This window comes from Falsiroseomonas algicola, assembly GCF_011040385.1.
Classification (GTDB): domain Bacteria; phylum Pseudomonadota; class Alphaproteobacteria; order Acetobacterales; family Acetobacteraceae; genus Falsiroseomonas; species Falsiroseomonas algicola.
In genome coordinates this window covers 1-17,735 of the sequence record NZ_JAAIKB010000019.1, presented here as the reverse complement: position 1 = coordinate 17,735, position 17,735 = coordinate 1, and the positions used below count along the sequence as shown (strand labels likewise).

The 17,735-nt window shown below is 70.6% G+C and carries 14 protein-coding genes and 1 pseudogene; 6 read left to right on the top strand and 9 right to left on the bottom strand.

The window, feature by feature from the left end; genetic code table 11:
* The first annotated feature begins 5 nt into the window (after nt 1–5).
* Complete coding sequence (locus G3576_RS27485; protein ID WP_164697692.1) at nt 6–1,433, top strand: alkaline phosphatase family protein; 1,428 nt, start codon at nt 6–8, stop codon at nt 1,431–1,433.
* A gap of 86 nt (nt 1,434–1,519) precedes the next feature.
* Here the strand turns inward: G3576_RS27485 and G3576_RS27480 are convergent, their stop codons facing one another.
* Together G3576_RS27480 and G3576_RS27475 are read right to left on the bottom strand one after the other, a co-directional pair.
* Nucleotides 1,520–2,563: a 5-methyltetrahydropteroyltriglutamate--homocysteine methyltransferase gene (locus G3576_RS27480; protein ID WP_164697691.1), complete on the bottom strand. Its 1,044-nt coding sequence runs from the start codon at nt 2,561–2,563 to the stop codon at nt 1,520–1,522.
* A gap of 21 nt (nt 2,564–2,584) precedes the next feature.
* Complete coding sequence (locus G3576_RS27475; protein ID WP_164697690.1) at nt 2,585–3,337, bottom strand: GntR family transcriptional regulator; 753 nt, start codon at nt 3,335–3,337, stop codon at nt 2,585–2,587.
* A gap of 117 nt (nt 3,338–3,454) precedes the next feature.
* On the opposite strand from G3576_RS27475, the gene G3576_RS27470 reads away from it, so the two are divergent.
* The 3 genes from G3576_RS27470 to G3576_RS27460 all read left to right on the top strand — a co-directional run bounded on the left by G3576_RS27470 (nt 3,455) and on the right by G3576_RS27460 (nt 6,239).
* Nucleotides 3,455–4,168, top strand: coding sequence for a polysaccharide deacetylase family protein (locus G3576_RS27470; protein ID WP_164697689.1), 714 nt, complete (start codon nt 3,455–3,457; stop codon nt 4,166–4,168).
* 90 nt (nt 4,169–4,258) lie between these two features.
* Nucleotides 4,259–5,203 carry a dioxygenase family protein gene (locus G3576_RS27465; protein ID WP_164697688.1) on the top strand — a complete coding sequence of 315 codons (945 nt, stop codon included), beginning with the start codon at nt 4,259–4,261 and terminating at the stop codon, nt 5,201–5,203.
* Nucleotides 5,204–5,285: 82 nt separating this feature from the next.
* Nucleotides 5,286–6,239, top strand: a complete 954-nt coding sequence (locus tag G3576_RS27460; protein WP_164697687.1) for a tripartite tricarboxylate transporter substrate binding protein — start codon at nt 5,286–5,288, stop codon at nt 6,237–6,239.
* 469 nt (nt 6,240–6,708) lie between these two features.
* Here G3576_RS27460 and G3576_RS27455 read toward each other — a convergent pair whose 3' ends face one another.
* From G3576_RS27455 to modA, 4 genes are all read right to left on the bottom strand, one after another.
* Entirely contained in the window at nt 6,709–7,089 is a 381-nt protein-coding gene (locus G3576_RS27455; RefSeq protein WP_164697686.1) for a winged helix-turn-helix domain-containing protein, read from the bottom strand.
* 238 nt (nt 7,090–7,327) lie between these two features.
* On the bottom strand, nt 7,328–8,458 hold the full coding sequence (gene modC, locus G3576_RS27450; protein ID WP_164697685.1) for a molybdenum ABC transporter ATP-binding protein: 1,131 nt from the start codon (nt 8,456–8,458) through the stop codon (nt 7,328–7,330).
* Entirely contained in the window at nt 8,458–9,156 is a 699-nt protein-coding gene (gene modB, locus G3576_RS27445; protein WP_207623068.1) for a molybdate ABC transporter permease subunit, read from the bottom strand. The genes modC and modB overlap by 1 nt, the downstream gene beginning before the upstream one ends.
* 22 nt (nt 9,157–9,178) lie before the next feature.
* On the bottom strand, nt 9,179–9,964 hold the full coding sequence (gene modA / locus G3576_RS27440) for a molybdate ABC transporter substrate-binding protein (protein ID WP_164697684.1): 786 nt from the start codon (nt 9,962–9,964) through the stop codon (nt 9,179–9,181).
* 1,001 nt (nt 9,965–10,965) lie between these two features.
* Here modA and G3576_RS32725 point away from each other — a divergent pair.
* A pseudogene (locus tag G3576_RS32725) lies at nt 10,966–11,244 on the top strand (EAL domain-containing protein); the annotation flags it as partial.
* A 179-nt stretch (nt 11,245–11,423) separates the two neighbouring features.
* On the opposite strand, the gene G3576_RS27430 reads toward G3576_RS32725, so the two are convergent.
* From G3576_RS27430 to G3576_RS27420, 3 genes are all read right to left on the bottom strand, one after another.
* Nucleotides 11,424–13,175 carry an O-linked N-acetylglucosamine transferase, SPINDLY family protein gene (locus G3576_RS27430; RefSeq protein ID WP_164697682.1) on the bottom strand — a complete coding sequence of 584 codons (1,752 nt, stop codon included), beginning with the start codon at nt 13,173–13,175 and terminating at the stop codon, nt 11,424–11,426.
* A gap of 297 nt (nt 13,176–13,472) precedes the next feature.
* The gene (locus tag G3576_RS27425) at nt 13,473–14,816 is read right to left on the bottom strand and encodes an HlyD family type I secretion periplasmic adaptor subunit (RefSeq protein ID WP_164697681.1); all 1,344 of its coding nucleotides are present in this window, start codon (nt 14,814–14,816) and stop codon (nt 13,473–13,475) included.
* Nucleotides 14,817–14,899: 83 nt separating this feature from the next.
* Nucleotides 14,900–17,041, bottom strand: a complete 2,142-nt coding sequence (locus G3576_RS27420) for a peptidase domain-containing ABC transporter (RefSeq protein WP_207623067.1) — start codon at nt 17,039–17,041, stop codon at nt 14,900–14,902.
* A gap of 469 nt (nt 17,042–17,510) precedes the next feature.
* Between G3576_RS27420 and G3576_RS27415 the strand changes: the two genes are divergently transcribed.
* Nucleotides 17,511–17,735 (top strand): hypothetical protein (locus tag G3576_RS27415; protein WP_164697680.1); only part of this gene is annotated, 225 nt, incomplete at its 3' end.

Sequence of the window (17,735 nt, the reverse complement as noted above, 5' to 3'; positions counted from 1 at the left end):
CTGCCATGACACGCTTCATCCTGGTGGCGCTCGACGGGTTGCGGCCGGACATGGTCTCGCCGTCCGCGACGCCGAACCTCGCCGCCCTCGCCGCGCGCGGCACGCGCTTCGCCAATGCGCGCAGCGTCTTCCCGAGCGAGACGCGCGTGGCCACCCCCTCCCTCATCACGGGCTGCCGGCCCGGCGGGCATGGGATGGTGGCCAACACGCTCTTCGATGCCGCCGTGGCGCCGGACCGGCTGCTGCGCACCAAGCTCGTCGCCGATGTGCTCGCCATGGCGCAGGGGCGGGAGAGCCCGCTGGAACGGCCGAGCCTCGGCGAGCGGCTGGCGGAGAAGGGGCTCAGCTTCGCCCTCGTCAGCGCCGGCACGGCGGGCGCGGCGCGGCTGCTGCACCCGGCAGCGGAGCGCCTCGGCAGTTTTCGCTGGAATGTCGAGGATGAGGAGGGCGAGACGGCGCGGCTGGTGCGCGATCGCCTCGGCCCCACGCCGCCCCATGCCGTGCCGAACCTGGCGCGGCTGCGCCACGCCGCGCAGGTGCTGCTGGAGATCGTGCTGCCGGAACGTCGGCCCGATGTGACGCTGGTCTGGCTGTCCGAGCCCGACATCGCCTTCCACTGGGGCGGCCTGCTTTCCCATGAGGCGCAAGAGGGCCTGCGCGCCGCCGATGCCGTGCTGGGCGACGTCATCGCCTGGCGCGACGCGCAGCCGGATGCCGAGGACATCGCCATCATCGTGCTGTCCGACCACGGGCATGTGACCGGCCGCGGCAAGCTCTCGCTGCGGGAGGAACTGGTCCGCGCCGGCTTCCGCGCCGGCACGGGCCTGGCGGAGGGCGTGGATATCGCCGTGGCGCCGGCCGCGGCACCGGGCCTCTGGTTCCGCGATCCTTCGCTGGCGCCGCAGGTCGCGGCCTTCCTGGCGCAACAGCCCTGGGCCGGGCCGCTGCTGGCGCGCGATCCTGCCATCCTGCCGGACGGCCAGGCCGCGTCGCTCTCGCTGCTCGGCAGCGGGCATCGTCGCAGCGCAGACCTGGTCGTGACCTTCGCGGGCAGCGAGGCGCCGGATGAATGGGGCCTGCCCGGCCTCGCGCCCTTCGATGCGCCGGATGTGCCGGAGGGCGGCGGCATGCATGGGGGGCTGCACCGCGCGGAGCTGGCGACGGTGCTGGTGATGGAAGGCGGGCCCTTCGCCCACGGCGCCGTGGCGACGATGCCGGCGGACCTGACCGACATCGCGCCGACCGTGCTGCACCTGCTCGGCCTGTCGCATGAGGGCATGGAAGGCCGCCCGCTGCGCGCGGCCTGGGCGCCGGCGGAGGATGCGGCGCCCATCCAGGCCGCCATCGCCCTGCCGCGTGGCTTCGTGCTGGAGGCGATGCGCGCAGCGCCGGAAGGGCGGCTCTATCCCACAGGCCTGCGGCGCGAAGGCTGAGGTCGGCCTGTTCGTGAGCGCGGACGAGGTCCGCGCCCACGACGTTCAGGAAGCGGGACTGCCGCGGCAATGCGCCGCCTGCGGCGTCACCCCGCCAGTTCGCGCCGCACGATCGCGGCGCCATCGGCCAGCGCCTTCAGCTTGGCGAAGGCGCGGTCGCGCGGCAGGTACTTCATGCCGCAATCCGGCGCCGCGACCAGCCGTTCGGCCGGCACGTGGCGCAGGCCTTCGCGCAGGCGCGCCGCGACGATGTCCGGCGTCTCCACCTCCGGGGTGCCGAGGTCCAGCACGCCCAGCATGATCGTCTTGTTCGAGAGATCGGACAGCATGCCGAGGTCGAGCTTCGGCTGCGCCGCCTCGATCGAGATCTGCGCCGCGGTGCTGTCGGCCAGCTGCGGCAGGAAGGAATAGCCTGACGGCTTGTCGGAGACGACGGCCGCGTAGCCGAAGCACAGATGCACCACGGTCGTGCCCTCCACGCCCTGCAGCGCGCGGTTGATCGCCTTCACGCCGTAGCGCTTCGCCTGTTCGGAGCGGGCCTGCAGCCAGGGCTCATCCAGCTGGATCACGTCGGCGCCGGCCGCCTTCAGGTCCCGCGCTTCCTCCGCCACCACCTCGGCATAGGCCATGGCGAGGGCTTCGGGGTCCTGGTAGTACTCGTCCACCGCCTGCATGGAGAGCGTGAAGGGGCCGGGCAGCGTGATCTTCGCGCCATGCTCCGTATTGGCGCGCAGGAAGCGCATGTCGCGCAGTTCCACGGGCTCCCGCCGCCGGATCGGGCCGACCACGCGCGGCACCGGCGTCGGCTTGCCGTTGCGGCCGCTCACGATGGCGGGCGTGTCCACATCCACGCCATCCAGCGCCAGGGCGAAGCGGTTCGAATAGCTCTCCCGCCGCATCTCGCCATCGGTGATGATGTCGATGCCCGCGCGCTCCATGTCGCGGATGGCGATCAGCGTGGCGTCGTCCTGCGCCTGCTCCAGCGCATCCTCCGCGACGCGCCAGATCTCCTTCAGCCGCACGCGCGGCACGACGTTGTTCTTGATGAGGATGTTGCGGTCCACGAGCCAGGCGGGCTGCGGGTAGCTGCCCACGACGGTGGTCGGCAGCAGCTTCTGCGGGGTTGCCATGCGATGGTGTCTCCTGGGGTGCTATTCGGCCGCCAGCACGGCGGCATGCCGCCGCTTGCGCTGCTGCCCCTGATGGGCCGCGCGGCGTTCGAGGGCAAGGCGAACGAATTCGCCGGTGCTGCCGAGGTGCTGCGCCAGCAGGGCGCCGGCGCGCTCCGCATCCCGATCGAGCGCGGCTTCCGCAATGGCGGCGTGTTCGGCAGCGACGTCCCGGCCCGGATAGGCGATGGCATTGGCCAGCATGCGGTAGCGGTCCGCCTCCTCCCGCAGCCGCTCGCAGAAGGCCAGCAGCGGTGGCGCGTCGCAGGCGGCCAGCAGGGCGGTATGGAAGGCCCGGTGCGCGGTTTCCCAGGCCGGATTGGCCACGAAGCGCCCCGCTTCCAGGGAGCGCGGCAGGCGCTGCAGGCGGCGTTCCGCGGCGGCCACGGCATCCTCCCACGCCGCATCGCCGCGCGCGATGGATTCCCGAAGCGCCAGGGCTTCCGTCAGGCAGCGCGTGCGGATCAGGCCGGCGAATTCCGTCGGATCGGCATCCGCCACGCGGAAGCCGCGCTGCTCGATGCGCCGGGCCAGGCCCTCGGCCGCCAGTTGCGCCAGGGCTTCGCGCAGCGGCGCCTGGCCGGCGCCATAGGCTGCCGACAGGTCCTGCACCTTCAGGCGGATTCCGGGGGCCAGGCGGCCCTTGAGGATGTCCAGGCGCAGCCGCCGGTACACGGCCGTCGCCTGCGTGTCCGGTGAGGGCTGGCGGTCGGTTTCAGCGGCCGTCGTGCTCATGGCCGCGCCACCATGGCGCGATCATCCCGGCTCGACAAGTCGATGAAACGGGATTATCGAGTGTTTTGTCGGGAAAATGGGGGCCTGCTCGGGGCTCGCATGGGGGATAGTGGCGCGATGCAGGGGCCGGCGGTCACCCTCAGCTTCGACAACGGCCCGGAGCCGGAGGCGACGCCCGCCGTGCTGGACGTGCTGCGCCGTCGCGGCCTGAAGGCCACCTTCTTCGTCATCGGCCAGAAGCTGCAGGAACCTGCGCGTCGTGCCCTGGCGAAACGCGCGCATGACGAAGGGCACTGGATCGGCAACCATTCGTGGACCCATTCGGGGCCGCTCGGTGACCGCCACGATCCCGGCCATGCGGAGGCGGAGATCGCCCGCACGGAGGCGGAACTCGGCCCGCTGGCCCATGCCGATCGCCTGTTCCGGCCGGTCGGCGGCGGCGGCCTTCTCGGCCCGCATCTGCTGAGCCAGGAGGCGAGGGACCTGCTCGCGGCGGGGCGGCACACCATCGTCACCTGGAGCGCCGTGCCCGGTGACTGGCGCGACCCGGATGGCTGGCCGGAGGTGGCGCTGCGGCAATGCCTGGCGGAGCCGCGCCCGGTCCTGGTGCTGCATGACCTGCCGAACGGCGCGACGCGCCACCTCGACGCCTTCCTCGGCCGGCTGGAGGATGCCGGCGCGACCTTCCACCAGGATTTCCCGGAGGCCTGCCTGCCGATGTGGCGGGGGCTGCCCGGGCCGGACCTGGCTGCCTATGTGAGTGCGGAGGGGGAGATGCGCGGCGATGCGCGCCGCGACGGCGTATCGGAGACACCAGCCCGATCGGGCTGACAGCAGACTGCCGCCATGCGAAGCATGCGGGGCGGATCGTAGGACCGGAACAATTTCCGCGCCGCCCGGCGCAGGCGACAGGAGGAAGCAGTGCAGGACCTCAACGTCAACGACGTCACCGACGCCGTCATCGAACAGATGGCGACGACGCCCGACCCGCGGCTGAAGGAGATCATGGAGGCCGCCGTCCGGCACCTCCATGCCTTCGCGCGGGAGACGAACCTCACCCCCGACGAATGGCTGAAGGGCATCGCCTTCATGACCGCCGTCGGCCAGGCCTGCACGCCCTACCGGCAGGAATTCATCCTGCTGTCGGACGTCATCGGCCTGTCGCGCCTGGTGAACGTGATGCATGACGCCGGCGGGCGCGAGGCAGCCGGCACCGAGACCAGCCTCCTCGGCCCCTTCTTCCGCGAAAGCGCGCCGAAGATCCCGCTCGGCGGGACGCTGGCCAATGTCTCGAAGGGCTCGGAGATCGTCATCTATGGCCAGGTGACGGATTCCGAGGGCAAGCCGGTGCCGCATGCCGTCATGGATGTCTGGCAGACCAACGAGGACGGGCACTACGACCTGCAGGCCTACGACCCCACCACGATGGACATGCGCGGGCAACTGCAATGCGACGAGAATGGGCGGTTCCATTTCCGCACCTTCCGTCCGCTCGGCTACTCCATCCCGATGGATGGGCCGGTCGGTGACCTCGTGAAGCGCCAGGCGCGCCATGGCTTCCGCCCGGCCCATATCCACACCCTGATCGCGGCACCCGGCTACCGGGAACTCGTCACCGCGCTCTACTTCGCCGATGACAAGCATGTGGACAGCGACACGGTCTTCGGCGTGTCCAAGTCGCTGGTCATCATGCCGTCGCTCGACCTGCCGGACGCGCCCATCAAGGGCCTGCCGAGCATCCGCTACGACTTCACCATGTCCCGCGATCTGGATGGCTCCGGTGGCCGCGTGGGCTCCGACCCGTCCAAGCTGGTGCCCGCGGGGCGCGTCGGTTCCGACCCATCGAAGCTGATGCCGGCCGGCTGACGCCTGCAGGTTCACCCGGCGGCGCGGAAGCGCCGCCGGCTTCACGTCCAAGATCGCCCACCCACCACGGAAAGACAAAGACATGCTGACCCGTCGAAGCCTGGCCGCCGCGGCGGCCGGCCTCGCGCTGCCCTTCGCGGCGCGCGCCCAGGAAGCCTTCCCGAACCGGCCCGTGCAGATCGTGATTCCCTACCCGCCGGGGAATGCGATCGACCTGCTGGTCCGCGCGCTCGCGGCCGCCATGCAGCCGCATCTTGGGCAGTCCGCCGTGGTGCTGAACCGCGACGGCGCCGCCGGCGCGGTCGGCTCGGCTTCCGTCATGCGGTCGCCCGCCGATGGCTACACCCTGCTCTTCGTCCCGGCGCTCGTCGCCTCCGTCCTGCCGGTGATCCAGGCGCAGTCGGGCCTGCAGCGGAATTCCTTCCGCCCGATCTGCCAGGTGTTCAGCAATTCCATGGCGCTGGTGGTGAAGCCGGACAGCCCCTTCCGCACGCTGCGCGACCTGCAGGCGGCGGCCCGGGCGCGGCCGAGCCAGGTCACCTACGGCACGCTCGGCGTCACCTCCATCCCGCACCTCGCCATGGTGCAGTGGGCGCAGGCCGCGGGGGTGGAGGTGGAGCACGTGCCCTTCCGTGCCGATGCCACGGTCATGACCGAGGTGCTGGCCGGGCGGCTCGATGTCGGGTCGATCGTGCTCGGGTCGGCCGCGGGGCGGAACGACCTGCGCATCCTCGCCGTCTTCGACGCGCAGCGCCATCCGGACTTCCCGGAAGCGCCGACGGCGATGGAGCAGGGCTTCGACGTGGCGCCGGCGAGTTTCGGCGGCCTCTTCGCGCCGACCGGCACGCCCGATGACCGCATCGCGCGCATCGAGGCGGCCTGTGCCCAGGCCGCGCAGACCGAGAGCTACCGCAACGCCGCGCGCAATGCCTCGCAGCCCGCCAACTACTTCCTGAACGCCGCCGACTTCAATCGTCGGCTACAGCAGGACATCGACCAGAAGGCGGTGCTGCTGCGCGGCATCACGGTGCAGTAGGCGCCGGCGGCGGGGAGCGGCGTCCGCCTGCCGGCGGGCCGGCAGAAGCATGGGCGATGGGGACAGGGGGCGTGGCGACGGGGTTTCCGGCGAGACGCTCCAGCCCTTCTCGGCGGCAGCCTGAGGGCTGGCAGTGCCCCGGGGTTGCCGACATCATGGATGAGCGTCGCCGCGGTTCGCACCGCGGGAAAGCCGGCCTGATACCAACGGCCCGTTCGCGTGACCGCTCAGGCCCCCCTCAGACGCCGGGCGGAAACCTCCGGTTTCCTTGGCTTCGCGGCATATGCCGCGGCGCCCGTCCGGGCCCCATGCCACCCGGCCGCTTGCCTCGCCTCCTTCACCGTGATCGGGCGGTGCGCGCCTCGTGCCGGAGCGACTGTCCGCCGCGTCGCAACGAGATCGAATGGCAGTCCTTGCCGTCATGGATCGCCACGGCCAGGGCCCCGCCCGAGCGGGCTCTCCGGGAAGCTCAGCCGGGCATCCGCCTGAGCAGGGCGGCGAGCCTCGGTTCCGCCGCGCGATGCGCCGCCCGCTCGATCGCCCGATAGTCGGCGACCAGGTTGCGCCCTGCATCTGTCAGCGTTGCCCCGCCTCCGCGATACCCGCCGGTGCTCGCCGCCACCACCGGCTCCCCGATCAGCTTGTTGAGGGCATCCACCAGGTCCCAGGCGCGCTTGTAGCTCATGCCCAGCGCACGGCCGGCGGCCGAGATCGAGCCCTCGCGGTCGATCGCTTCCAGCAGGTGGATCTTGCCGGGACCGATGCGGCCCTGCGGCAGGTCGATGCGCAGGCTGAGCGTGCCGGCCGCAGGCCGCGGGGCGGACTCTCGCTGCTTCGGTGCGCCTCCCATGGCGTTCCTCCAGCCGCCTTGGCGGCACTGCGGCGCGATTCGTGATCGCGGCCCATCATGGCGCGCAGCCGATGCTCCGGACAGTGCCGCGCAACGGCGGAACGTCAGTCCCCGTCATCCGAAGTCTCGACGACGGCGCTGGCCTTGCTGGCGATGGAACAGCCCCGCTCGTCGATCACGTCGTTGATGATCACCGCCGAAAGACAGCGAGCGCACCGGGATGTCGGCGGCAATCCGGTCAGGTCGGAATCTCCCCTCGCCCCGGCGGTGTGTGCGCCGCGACCTGCCTGACGACGCGATGATCGAAGGTCACAGCCTTGACCAGCGCCCAGACGGTGATGCCGGGGCGCAGTTGCAGCCGCGCGACGCTCTCGCGCGTGATGCGCGCCAGCAGCGTCGTCGGCCCGGCGGCGAGGCGCAGGAATACCTCCCCTGCCTCCGTGCCTTCGTCGATGGCGACGAGCGTCACTGGCAGGATGTTCTGCGTCGAGATGCCGCGCGGCTGCTCTGTGGCGACCGCCACGTCTCGCGCGCGCAGCCGCGCGCGTAGCCTCGTGCCTGGCGGGCCCGGGCGCGAGGTGGTCACCAGCGTCCCCCCCTCGAAGTCCAGCGTCGCCAGGCCATCCTGCACCGAACGCACCGTGCAGCCGACCAGCACGCCGGCATCGCGCCGCGCGGCAAGCGGCAGGTCGGTGCGCGCGGTCAGGTCCTCGACGCTGCCCTCGGCCACCACACGCCCGGCCTCCAGCAGCACCAGACGATCAGCCAGCGCATCCACCTCGTCCAGCGCATGCGTGACGTAGAGGATCGGGATGCGGGCCGCATCGCGCAGCCGCGCGAGAAAGGGCAACACCTCGGCTCGTCGCGCAGCGTCCAGCGCGGCGAGCGGTTCGTCCATCAGCAGCAGCCGCGGACGTGACAGCAGGGCGCGACCCAGCGCGACCCGCTGGCGCTCGCCGCCGGAAAGCCGGCCCGGGCGGCGCGGCAGCAGCTGCGCGATGCCCAGCAACGCGACCACCGCCTCGAAGCCCGGACCGGTCGCGTCGTGCGGCGCACGCTTCAGGCCGTAGCGCAGGTTGGCCTCGACGCTGAGATGCGGGAACAGCCGCGCCTCCTGGAAGACGACGCCACAGCGCCGCCGCTCGGGCGCGAGGCAGACGCGCCGCGCAGTGTCGAGCAGCACGGCATCGTCCAGCGTCACGCGGCCTTCGTCCGGCCGAAGCAGCCCGGCAACGGCGGCAAGGATGGTGGACTTGCCGCAGCCCGACGGTCCGAACAGCGCGGTCACGCCGTCCCCGGGCGCCTTGAAGGACGCATCGATGGTGAAGCCGTCTCGCCCGAAGCGATGCCGCAGTGCCACACCCAGCATCAGCCGCGTCCGAGCCAGAGATGCATGCGCCGCGCGATCAGCTCCGCCAGCAGCAGCCCTGAAACCGCCAGGCCGAACGACACCAGCGCGAGCCGCGCGGCCGTTGCCTCCCCGCCCGGCGTCTGCGTCGCGGCATAGATCGCGAGCGGCAGGGTCTGCGTCTGGCCGGGAATGTTGGACGCGAAGGTGATGACCGCGCCGAATTCACCGAGCCCCGCCGCGAAGGCGGTCACCGCGCCGGCCAGGATGCCCGGTGACATCAGCGGCAGCGTCACGGTGAGGAAGCGGTCCACCGGCCCCGCGCCCAGGGTGCGTGCCGCCGCTTCCAGCCCCTGGTCCACGTTCTCGAGGCCAAGACGGACCGATCGCACGATCAGCGGGAAGGACATCACGGCGGTGGCGAGCGCCGCACCATCCGTCGTGAAGACCAGGCGCACGCCGAACCACTCATGCAGGGGCGCGCCGATCGGCCCGCGGATGCCGAACAGCATCAGCAGCCCCCAGCCGACCACGACGGGCGGAACGACCAGCGGGAGGTGCACCAGCGCATCCAGCAGCGCGCGGCCGGGGAAGCGCAGCCGCGTCAGCACCCAGGCGACGGCGACTGCCGGCAGCAGCGAACCAGCCACGGATCGCGTCGCGACATCGAGGCTGAGGCGGACCGCCTGCCATTCCTCCGCGCTCAACCACGCCGTCATCGCGCGCCGTCCCGGCCCGGCATCACTGTGCGCGGATGAAGCCGAAGCGCTGCCAGGTGGCCGCGGCCTCGGGCCCGGTCAGGAAGGCGAGCAGCGCGCGCGCCTGCGCATTGCCCTCCGCGCGCCGCGTCAGCGCGAAGGGGTAGGTAATCGGTTCGTGGCTGGCAGCGGGGAAGGTGCCGACGACGCGCACGCCCTGGCTGGCGGCGGCGTCGGTGGAATAGACGATGCCGAAGGGAGCCTCGCCACGTTCGACCAGCAGCAGCGCGGCGCGGACATTGTCGGCGCGCGCGACGCGCGGCGCGATCGCGTCCCACTGCCCCATCCAGGTGAGGGCGGCCTGCGCATATCGCCCGACCGGCACATGCGCCGGATCACCGGTTGCGATGCGTCCGTTGGGGCCGAGGAGCACGGCCAGGTTGGTGTCGCGCGCCAGCGTGACCGGCCGCGCGGCGTTGACGGGCGAGATCAGCACCAGGGAATTGCCGAGCGGTGAGCTGCGCGTTGCGTTCACCAGCAGGTTGCGTTCCTGGAGGTAGTTGGCCCAGGCCTCGTCCGCCGACATGAACAGGTCGGCTGGCGCGCCCTGCTCTATCTGGCGCGCAAGCGCCGAGGAGGCGGCGAAGGAAAGACGCGGCGCGCGATTGCCGCGTGCCGCCCATTGCGCGCCGAGGTCGCGCAGAGCGTCCGTCAGGCTGGCCGCGGCGAAGACGGTGACCGCCTCGCCTTGAGTCCCTTGGGCGCGGGCGGGCCATGCGGAGAGTGACAGCGCAAGGGCGGCAAGCACGGGAAGGAAGCGGCGGCGCATCGGACATGTCCCGCGAACGTTGTATGTCACTGGACATAGCCCACCGTGTCCGCGCCGTCCATCACTCCGGCAGGGAAACGGGATTCCGCAGGGCCGCGAGCGGAAGCAAGTTCCCGCTGCCGGCAGAGGCGCTTCACGCCAGGGGTTGCGTCACGGCCAATGCCATCCAGCGGGATGATGACCTGGTCGGCGCGATGCTGCGCTCTGCCCCGAACGGTCGCCGACATGCAGGCTCGTGCCGCAGGGGCAGGTCGCGGGGGCCGGCTCCTCCGGCGCGGCGCGTCGATCCGCCAGCGCCGCGCGGGCCGTCGCCTTCCGCGCTTGGGAGGCGACGCGTCGGGGACCGAGCCCGGCGAGGCGCGTTCGCAGGCCGGTGATCGGGTGGCCGGGCTCGGCGCGGTTCGCGGCACCGACGAGGTGCGAGAGCATGCGCGCATCACCGAGGACGCCACTGATTAGCATCCGGTCGGCGGGGCCTGCGTCAGTGCCGTCCAGCCGGCGCCCTACGTCTCGCCAGCCGCCCTCCCCGTTCGCGCTTCGATGTATGTTTGTGGAAATAACGCCGCGGGGCCGCTCAGCGTGAAGGGACGACGCTTGCACGGCCGACGCATCTCAGGCCTCGGACGATGGTCCCGCTGCTCGCGGCACCGCAGCGTCGCGCGCGTGAAGTGCCGCAGGATATCGTTCACCCGGCCCGGATGTGGCGCCTTGATGTGATGCCGACGCGCGCGTGCAGGCCATGGGTCCGGGCAGCGGTGGCGGCCGCCAAGGTGCTTCAGCGAATTGCCGGGCCGAACTGGCCATCGCGCGGCCAGGCATCGGCGCCCTTGCGTGGCATGTCCGCGAAGGGCCGCGCCCTTCATCGGCCGGGACGAGCGCGCCGAAGCGTCATCGGCCCGCAACGGTACGTCCGACCCAGCCTGCTGCGCCCATGGCAGCAGTGCGGCTGCGTCCTTCCGCCGGGCTGAGCGAAGCATGAGATCGAAGGTCGTCGGATCCCCATGCCACGCCGCGAGGAACAGCGCCCAGGCCAGGCCTTCCGGACGCTTGCCGTCGCCATCCAGCACGTGGCCGGCTTCGGTGACGAAGCGGTCGCGGAACAGCCGCCAGTCGGCTTCCGGCCGCCGCAGATGCGGATGGAAGACGGCAGGCGGAGCGACGTCGAGGCGTTGATTCGGTGGCAGCACGCGCAGCACGGATTGATCGGCCCCGGCCGCTTCACTGCTGTGGCGGAGGCCGACGGCCTGAATCGGGACATCAGCCGCCGGATGCTGCATGAGACGGTGCGCATCGCCAGCACCTGGTCCCAGCCCGTCCCGGTAGCGATCAGCATCTCGCCGGGCGAGCCGGAGGTGGCGGAAACGTCAGATGGCGCCGACCCCGTGCTACCAATTCATCCTGGTGCCAGCGCTTCTGCCGCACGACGATGGAGGCACCGGGCGCGAGCCGGTTGCCGCGGTCAGCCGAGCGCGTCCGGGCGTATCCTGACGCGGCGAAAGATGTCCTCGAGGCCCGCGACGAAGCCGCGCACGTCGCCGAGGGTGTGCTGCCAGCGGTCCCCGCCGATCCGGGATCGGAAGGTCGCAAGCAATTCCGGGCTGCAGGCGATGGATACGGCCAGACGAACATACTCTTCGACGGTATCGGTGACCGTCTCCGGCAGACCGATGGCGTTCAGCAGGCTTCCCGCCATCCTCGACGCGAAAGGCTGCTTCGACAGCGTCACCAGCGGCAGGCCCATGCGAAGCGCATCGCTCGCCACCGTCCCGGCATTGTAGGGCGACGTGTCCAGGAACAGGTCGCCCAGTGCCATGCGCGCGAGATAGAGGCTCGGCTCCACCCGCCGCGCGAAGATCAGACGTTCCGCCGTGATGCCCGCCGCCCCGGCGCGTGCCGCGAGGTTCGCGCGCGCGGTCTCGTTCTCGCAAACCAGCCACAGCACGGAATCGGGGACGGATCGGAGGATCTCCATCCACGCGTCGAAGATCTCGGGCGTGATCTTGTAGGTGCTGCAGAAGCAGCAGAAGACGAACTTGTCCTCGGGCAGCCCCTCTGCCGCGCGCGTTGCCACGGGCAGTTCGGGTGAGCGGCCGTCATTGGCCTGATAGATGCCGGGCAGGCTCAACGGCGCGGGCATGTACTGCGGACGCAAGCCGGGCGGGATGACGTAGTCGTCGCAGAGCAGGTAGTCGAGTTCGGGCAGCGGGACCGATCCGATGTAGCCGAGATAGGTCACCTGCACGGGCGCTGGCTTCCAGCGCAGCGTGTGCAGCCGGGCGCCCCTGGTCAGGCCGTTCAGGTCCACGAGGATGTCGATCTCATCCTCGCGGATGCGTCGGGCGACGGCCGTATCATCCAACTGCCGCACCGGTACGTGGTGGTCGAGCGCCCGGATGACGCGATCGCGGATGTCGCTTCCGTCCTCGGGGCTCGAACAGTAGCCGAAGACCTCGAAGCTGCTCCTGTCATGCAGTTCCAGCATCTCGGCGATCAGGAAGCTCATCGCGTGGCGGCAGAAGTCGGAGGAGAGGTAGCCGAGGCGGATCCTGTCATGGCGGTAGCCGCCAGGCGGGCTCAGGCGCTCGGGCGCCGGCGGAACCTTCCGGATGAGCCAGTCCTGCGCGATGCGCCGCTGCTCATCGGGATCATCCACCAGCGCCAATCCACCCAGCGGACCGCAGGCCGCGCGCAGCGCGGCCGCGGGAAGGCCGGGCAGGCCTTCCGGCACGACGGGCCAGCTGCAGGTCTTCTGGCGGATGTGCAGCCAGTGCTGGATGACGTCGGGCTGGGCGGGATCGAGCAGCAGGCTCTGGACCAGCGCCTTCTCGGCATCGGCCAGGCGCCCCTGCTCCTCCAGCAGCCGCCCGCGATGATTGAGCAGCGCGGTACGAGCGCCGTCCGGCTGCAGCGCCCTGGTCCAGCACGCGAGGGCCGCATCCTGCTGGCCCAGCGCTTCGAGCGCCAGGCCAAGATTGACCGCCGCCGGATGAAAGGTGGGGTCGGCCAGCAGGGCCTGCTGGTAGGCGGAGGCGGCCTTCGCCTTGTCGCCGAACGCGGACCACTCCGCGCCCAGGTTGAACCAGGCGGCAATGCGCTGAGGCGATGCGGGATTCGCGGTGATCCAGTCGGCATAGGCCTGGATGCGCAGCAAGGCGCTTCCCGCACCCTCGATCAGCGGCAGCAGCGCCTCCAGCCGCATGCCGCCCAGCATCGCCCGGCGCCTTGCCAGTTCGGCGGGCGGCAGGTCGACGCCAAGGCGGCTGCGAAGCCAGTTCGTGTCGGGGGCGAAGGCCGTGTCCTGGATCATCGCTCTTCCTGCAGCCGGACCGGTCGCTCCGGCATCAGGCCGGCCGGTCGATCGTGGCGGGGCGGGAAGAAGCGCCGTCCGCTGGCGTGGATCGCGCGGAGAGCCGCGGATCGCCTGTCCAGCTGTGCCGGCACTCCTTGCCATCCTTCGAGACCAGGAGGTGCCATCGGCCTGTTAACCGTTTGTGAGGGACGGCGACCGTCAGGGTTCGCGCGCAGCCTCCCGGAAGCCACGCAGGACCGGGTTCAGGAAGTAGGACAGCACGCTGCGCGTGCCCGCCATCACCTCCGCCGTCAGCGTCATGCCGGGCAGCAGACGGGCCCCGGGCGGGAGGTCCACGAGCTGCTGCGCCGTGATCTCCACCCTGGCGCGGTGGAAGGCGCCCGAACCGTTTGCGGCGACCGGCGCCTCGGGCTCTCCAGGAACGCCCTGCGCGCCCTGGGAGAAGGAGGCGAGGCTGAGCGACCGCAAGGTGCCGCTGACATGACCGTGGCGCTGGAAGGGAAAGGCATCCACCTTGAGCACGACATCGGCCCCTGCCCGCACATGCCCGACATCGGAGGATGCGATGCCGATCTCCGCGATCAGGGGCACGCCGTCGGGAATGATGCTGACGAGCGGTTCCGCTTCCCGCGTCACCGAGCCTGCGGCGCGCCGCACGACCTCCAGCACGATGCCGTCGGCGGGCGCTGCGAGGACCGTCATCGAATCGACGAGCGAGGCCTTGGCCAGGGCTTCCTCGACCCGTGCCCGTTCGCCGATGACCCGGACCGAGTCTTCCAGGACCTGCCGGCGCCATTCATCGGCGAAGCCCTGGCGGGTGGCCTGCAGCGCCTGCAGCTGGTGCCGCAGCTCGGCGATCCGGCTCAGCGTTTCGCGGTGCTCGCGTTCCGCCTGCAGCCTCTGGTTTCGCGCCCCCCAGTATTGCAGGCGGGACCCGACCTGCTCCTCCAGCAGGCGGCTCCGGGCCCTCTCCACATCCACCGCGATCGACAATTGCTGCGCGAGGGTCCCGGCCGAGTCCTGGGCGGAGCGCAAGGCGACCTCGAGGCCGCCGATCTGCTCGTCGAATCCCTGCAGCCGGGCGTTGTACTGCGCCTGCCTCTGCGCATGGAGCAGTGCCTGCAGCGCGTGATCGGCGCCCCGGACACCGGCGGGATAGGGCAGGCCGGCCAGCTCGGCCTCGATCCGCGCCTGCTCGGCCTGCAGCCGCCGCTGCTGGATCAGCAGCGCCTCGCGGTCCGCCCGCGCGAAGGTGGAGTCCAGCACCACGAGCACGTCGCCCTGACGCACCGCATCGCCCGGCCTCACCCGGATCTCGCGGATGACCGACCGTTCCAGCGATTGCAGGATGATGGGCGGGCTGTCCGTGAGCAGCCGGCCCTGGCCCATGACGACGATATCGGTCCGCAGCAGGGCGGAGATCCCGAACATCGAGACCAGGAGGAGCATCGCCAGCAGGTGAGGGCCGCGGAGCCAGGGCGGCGGCGGCTCGGCGATCACCTGGTCCAGCTCATCCTGGAAGGCCAGGGCGTCGGCGATCACACGTGGCGCGGGCGCGCGGCGGCCCGCCCGTCCTGGGCGCAGGCGCGCAAGGAGGTTGCCGGTCCAAACGGTGCCGGAGGCGGTCAGGCCGCCTGGAGGTGCTGTGTCTGCTGCTGCCATAGGTGCCGATAGACGTCGCAGCGCTGGAGCAGGACGGCATGCGACGCGAAGTCCGCAACCTGCCCGTTTTCAAGAACCAGGATCGCATCCGCGTGGACAAGCGAGGAGAGGCGGTGCGAGACGATGATCATCGTCCGCCCACGCGCGATGTCCGCGAGGTTGCGCTGGATGATCGCCTCGCTTTCCGGATCGAGCGCGCTCGTCGCCTCGTCGAAGACAAGGACGCGCGGGCGGGTCAGCAGCGCGCGGGCGATCGCCAGGCGCTGGCGCTGTCCGCCCGAGAAGTTTGCGCCATTCTCCTCGACCATCGTGTCATAGGATCTTGGCAGCCGGTCGATGAATTCCTCCGCCCCCGCCAGCCGGGCCGCCTGCACGATCTCCGGCAGGGACGCATCGGGGCGGGCCGCGGCCAGGTTCTCCCGGATCGTGCCCCGGAACAGCAGGTTCTCCTGCAGCACGACCCCGACGTTGCGCCGCAGATGGGCAAGGTCGATATGCCGCAGATCGGTACCGTCCAACCGGACGACGCCCTGCTGCGGCACGGCGATGCCCTGGAGCACGCGCGTCAGCGTCGTCTTGCCGGAGCCCGATCGGCCGACGACGCCGATAACCTCGCCCTCCCGGATGGCGAAGCTGATGCGGTTGAGCGTCGGCGCCGCGGCACCTGGGTAGATGAAGCCGACATCGTCGAAGACGAAGTTGCCGGCGATGGCCGGGCGTGCGCGGCGGTCCTGCCCAGCGCGCTCCGGCGCCGTGTTCATCACCGTGCCAAGCATCGCGACCGAGAGCGCGGCCTCCTGATACTCGTTGATCAGCGCCACGATCTGGACAAGCGGCCCGGTGACGCGGGAGGACAGCATGTTGAAGGCGACGAGGGCGCCGATGGTCAGGTGGCCGTCGAAGACGAGCATGGCGCCGATGGCCAGCACGGCGATCTGCATGAGCTTCTCGAGCGCGCCGGTCGTCACGTTGCCCGCTGCGCCGAGCCTGCCGACGGCGGCGCTGCTGCGCAGCGTCTCGGCCAGTTTCGTGTTCCAGGTCTTCTCCCGCGTCGGTTCCAGGACCAGCGCCTTCACCGCCCGCATGTTGTGCAGGGTCTCGACCAGGAAGGCCTGGCGCCCGCCTTCGGCCTGGTAGAGGCGGTCGAGCCGGCGGCGGAAGCACGGCACCAGCCCGCCGATCACCGCGGCGATGGCCGCCGAGAACCCCAGCACGACCAGGGTCAGCTGCCAGCTGTAGAGAAGCAGCAGGACCAGCAGCACCGGCATGGCGACCGCATCGAGCAGCGTCTGGAAGAGGCGTCCTGTCAGGAAGTGCCGCAGCTTCTCGGCCTGCTGCATGTGCCGCGTCAGGACGCCCGCCGTATTCGCCTCGAAGAAGGAAAGCGGCAGGCCCAGCAGGTGCCTGAAGGTGCGGGCGTTGAGGCGGCCATCGATCTTGTTGCCGGCCAGCAGCATGAGGCGCTGCCGCGCCAGGCTGAAGAGGGCATCGAAGGCGACGAGCAGCACGAAGACCACGACGATGGCGAAAAGGGTCTGGGTCGATCGGTGCGCGATCACCTTGTCGATCATGACCTGGAACAGCAGCGGGATCGCGAAGCTGATCAGGTTGCACATGATGGCGGCCACGGCGACGCCCGAGAGGAGACGGCCGTGGCGGATGAGTTCAGGCAGGAACCAGCGCAGTCCGAAGGGCTGGTCCTCGTCGGTCAGGCGGTGCTGCTTGCGGACCAGGATCATCGTGCCGCTCCAGCGGGCGATGAAGTCGTCGCTTGTGACCAGCGTGACGCCGGCCTGCTCGTCTGCAGGGTCCAGAACGGCCGCCATGCGGTTGCCATTGGCCGCGGCAACGACATGCACGAGGATGATCCAGCTGCCATCCCTGCAGATGGCGATGGCGGGATAGGCCGTGCCCAGCCCTGCCGCATCCTCCCAGCGCCGGCTGCGCAGCACCTTGGGCGAGAGCCCGACCTGCTCCATCGCGCGGAGGATGGTGCCCGTCATGTCGCCCTTGACCACGGGCGGCAGTTCCTCGGGTGCAAGCTGCACGCCGTGGTGCATCGCGATGAGGAACAGGCTGCGGAGGGCGGTGAATTCCGGTGCCAAAGCGAGTTCCAGTGTTGCCGGGCATCACAAGGCACCATGGCGCTGTTGATCGGCTCTGAACCAGGATCGCCATCGCAGGCCGCGTCGCCTGGGTCGTAGCAAAGGCTCGTCTCGGAAGAAGCGTTAAAAAGCGGTTCATAGTCGGGGACCAGGATGCCCTGGCATGGAGCGGCTCATTTGGATGGTGCCTCGCTCACTGCGGTGCGCCTCGGCACTTCGGGCGCTGTCGTAACGGGCCAAAGGATTTGGCTTCATCCCAGTCCAGCAGGGGCCGGGAGGATGGAGAAAATCGTGCCCAATCCGCGCCACGGCTGCCCGACCCACTCACCTCCGACATTCCCAGGACACCGCTCGGCCGCCCCCGACCGCGGCTGGTGGACCTGACATTGAGATCGATGGGGCAGGCCTCAGGGAAAACCCTGCCCTCCCAGCAAAGCGACAACGGATCAAGCAGGAAAGCACGCCGCAGATGACACTGATCTCCAACCTGACCACCGACCAGATCCAGACTCTGACGACGGCGACGATCGCCGGTCTGAGCACGACGGAAATCCGCAGCTTCTCGACGGCGCAGCTCGTCGCCCTGACGACAGCCCAGATGGCAGGCTTCAGCTCGACGCAGCTGGCATCGCTGACGACGGCGCAGGTGGCGGCCTTCGAGACGGCGGACCTGGCCGCGATCGGCACGGCGACG